We start from the raw sequence: 3,243 nt of genomic DNA, 5'->3' as shown, positions 1-3,243 counted from the left end.
GCGCATTGGACGCCACCAGTGCTTCCAGCTCGCGGCGCGTAAGCCCGGCGCGGCGCGCGAGGTCGTCGACATCGGTGAACGGCGCCTCGGCGCGGGCGGCCATCACGCGGCGCGCGGCGTCCTCCGAGAAGCCCTTGATGAGACTGAAGCCGAGCCGCACCGCCGGGCCGTGACGGCCGTAATGACGCGGCGCGAGCAGGACGCGCGCGCGCACGACGCCGCGATAGCCGCGCATGAGCGGCCGGCGACGCGTTTTTTTCTGCCCGACAAAGCTCGCCGCGTTTCCATGCATCCCATCGTTGAACGTCGCCGCGCGTAACGACGCGCGATAACGCGCGACGTCGGCACAACGCGCGGCCTCGCCATCGGCATCGACGGCGAGACGCACACCCGGCGCGCCGCGTACTTCCAGCACCGACTCCCAGTCGCTCAAGCCGATATCGGGCGCGCGCACCTTCACGCCATGCCGCTTCGCGTCCTGCACGAGTTGCGACGGCGAATAAAACCCGAGCGGCTGACTGTTCAGCAAGCCCGCGAGAAACGCCGCGGGCTCGTAACGCTTGAGCCACGAACTCGTGTAGACGAGCAGCGCAAAACTCGCCGCGTGACTCTCCGGAAAGCCGTAATCGCCAAAACCCTCGATCTGCTTGCAGATGCGTTCCGCGAACTCCGGCGAGTAGCCCTTGCGCAGCATGCGCTGCGTCAGATCGGCCTGATACGGACGCAGATCGCCATCGCGCCGCCACGCCGCCATCGCGCGGCGCAGCTTGTCGGCCTCTTCGCCGGTGTAATCGGCGGCGACCATCGCGAGGTGCATGACCTGCTCCTGGAAAATCGGCACGCCGAGCGTGCGTTCGAGCACCGGACGCAGTTCCTCCTTCGCGTATTCCACCGCTTCCTCGCCGTGCCGGCGCTTCAGATACGGATGCACCATGTCGCCCTGAATCGGCCCCGGCCGCACGATCGCCACCTGAATCACGAGGTCGTAATACGTCCGCGGCCGCAGACGCGGCAACATGCTCTGCTGGGCGCGCGATTCGATCTGGAAGACGCCGACCGTATCGGCGTGCGTGCACATCTCGTAGACCGCCTGGTCCTCGACGCCGATGTCCTGCACGCGAAACTGCGGCAACCCGCGCCGCAGCGCGACGCATTCGAGCGAGCGCCGGATCGCCGAAAGCATGCCGAGCGCGAGCACGTCGACTTTCAGCAGACGCAGCGCGTCGATGTCGTCCTTGTCCCACTCGATCACGTAGCGATCCTTCATGGCCGCGTTTTCGATCGGCACGAGCCGCGAGAGCTTGTCGCGTGCGATCACGAAACCGCCCACGTGCTGCGAGAGATGCCGCGGAAAACCGCGCAGCTCGCGCGTGAGGCGAATGAGCTGCTGCGTGACGTGCGAATCGGGCGAGAAGCCCGCTTCCTCGAGATGATGCGCGATCGAATCGGGACCGTCCCACCACTGATGCGCGCCCGAGAGTTTCTCGACCAGCATGGTGTCGAGCCCGAGCGCCCTGCCCACGTCGCGCAACGCGCTGCGCGAGCGATAGGTGATCAGCGTCGCGGCCAGCGCGGCGCGGCGCGTGCCGTATTTGCGATAGATGTACTGGATGACTTCTTCGCGGCGCTGGTGCTCGAAATCGACGTCGATGTCGGGCGGCTCGTTGCGCGCGCGGGACAGAAAGCGCGCGACCAGCATGTTCATGCGCACGGGGTCGATCTCCGTGATCATGAGGCAGTAGCAGACCACCGAATTCGCCGCCGAGCCGCGCCCCTGGCACAGGATCTTCTGCTCGCGCGCGAAACGCACGATGTCGTGCACGGTGAGGAAATATTTCTCGTACTGCAGCTCGGTGATCAGCGCGAGTTCCTGCTCGATCTGGTCGCTGCGCTTCGCGTTCAGGCCGTCGGGCCAGCGCTCGGCCACGCCCTTCATGACGAGCTTGCGCAGCCACGTGCCCGGCGTTTCGCCGGGCGGCACGAGTTCCTCGGGATACTCGTAGGCCAGCTCGCCGAGGCTGAAGGTGCAGCGGCGCGCGACGTCGAGCGTCGCGTCGAGCGCCTCGCGCGGATAGATCGCGCCGAGCCGCACGCGCGAACGCAGATGGCGCTCCGCGTTGACCTCCAGCGCGCGGCCGCACGCCGTCAGCGGCTTGCCGATGCGGATCGCGCTCAGCGTGTCCTGCAAGGGCTTGCGCGAGCGAGCGTGCATCAGCACGCCGCCCGTCGCCACGAGCGGCAGGCCGCTTTCCTGCGAGACGTGGCGCAGGACTTCGATCTGCGCGTCGTCGCTGCCGGTTTGCCAGAGTTCGAGCGCGAGCCACGCGCGCTCGGCCGCGAAACCCGCGAGCCAGTGCGCGGCGCGCAAGGTCTGCGCGAGCGTGGCCGTGCGCTGCGGTACGAGCAGCAGCACGCAGTCGCGCAGATGCTTCAGGTGCGTGAAATCCTGGGTGGAATCGGCGGCATGGGTTTGCGGATCGGTGAAGTCGGACGGCGTCACGCGGTACTGGCCCTTCGGCGCCCGCGAACGCGCGAGCGTGATCAGCTCGCAGAGATTGCCGTAGCCCTCGCGGTTCATCGCGATCGCCACGAGCGTGCAGAACGGCGCGCCGTCTTCGTCGACGAGATTCAGTTCGCTGCCCGTCAGCAAGTGCAGCGACGGCACGAACGGGCCGGGCGTGCGCGCCTCGGCGTGTGCCTTGCGGCGCGCCTCGTCGTAGTCGTTGAGCGCGCTCCAGGCGCGCACGATGCCCGCGAACGAGCACTCGTCGGTGATGGCGAGCGCGCGATAGCCGTGACGGATCGCCTGCTCGACCAGCTCGCTCGGACGCGACGCGCCGCGCAGGAACGAGAAGTTGGTCAGGCAGTGCAGCTCCGCATACTCAGGCAACTGCGCGGGCAGCAATGAAGACGACGATGATGGTTGCGCAGGCAACGAATCGCCCGCTCCGCTGATCGACATGATGCTCGATAAAAAACGCTAGCCGAACAGGCCTTGCAGATACCACTGGCCGCCGATGCGCTCGCGGTACAGCCAGAACATGCGGCCCTGATCGTCGGCGGCGACGTAGTAGTCGCGCTCGACGCCCTCGCCGTCCCACCAGCCCGCCTCGATGCGCTCGGTGCGCGTGAGCGTCTTGAGCGGACGCCGATACACCGGCCGGTCGCCGCGCATCGCGAGCTTGAGCGGCTTTTCGAGCAGCCACGCCGGACGCGGCTGCGACGGCAGCGGCACCTCGGGCA

At 67.6% G+C, this 3,243-nt stretch carries 1 protein-coding gene and 1 pseudogene; both read right to left on the bottom strand.

Annotated features, from left to right (window positions below):
* Positions 1 to 2,962, bottom strand: a 2,962-nt coding sequence (locus G3N97_RS37580; protein WP_205997811.1) for an error-prone DNA polymerase, incomplete at its 3' end; no start/stop codon positions are given.
* Positions 2,963 to 2,980: 18 nt separating this feature from the next.
* Positions 2,981 to 3,243: pseudogene (locus G3N97_RS37575) on the bottom strand (DNA polymerase Y family protein); the annotation flags it as partial.

This window comes from Paraburkholderia sp. Ac-20347 (genome assembly GCF_017104805.1).
Classification (GTDB): domain Bacteria; phylum Pseudomonadota; class Gammaproteobacteria; order Burkholderiales; family Burkholderiaceae; genus Paraburkholderia; species Paraburkholderia tropica.
Note: the sequence above shows the minus strand (reverse complement) of the source record. Positions and strands in the feature narration are given on the sequence as shown.